Annotated in this window: 1 protein-coding gene; it reads left to right on the forward strand. The window is 70.8% G+C overall.

What is annotated here, in order from left to right; genetic code table 11:
* The coding region (locus tag P8629_RS12780; protein WP_278166457.1) for a hypothetical protein at nt 1–233 on the forward strand (233 nt) is incomplete at both ends.

The following is a 233-nucleotide window of genomic DNA, read 5'->3' on the forward strand; positions in this document are numbered from 1 at the left end:
CCCCGGCACCCTGCGCGGCGCCGCCAAGGCCGGCGACACCGTCACACTCACCGTGGGCGGCCACCCCAGTCCCGGCCGCTTGGGCGACGACCTCACCTACGCCATCGACGTCCCTGGATCGCTGCTGGCCGACAACGACAGCATCAGCGCCTCTGTGAGCGGCGAAGACGCTGATGGCAACCCCGACAGCGCCGACGCCGAGCGTGACTACACCGTCTACCTGGACGCCACTG

Source organism: Hydrogenovibrio sp. 3SP14C1 (assembly GCF_029625905.1).
Lineage (GTDB): Bacteria > Pseudomonadota > Gammaproteobacteria > Thiomicrospirales > Thiomicrospiraceae > Hydrogenovibrio.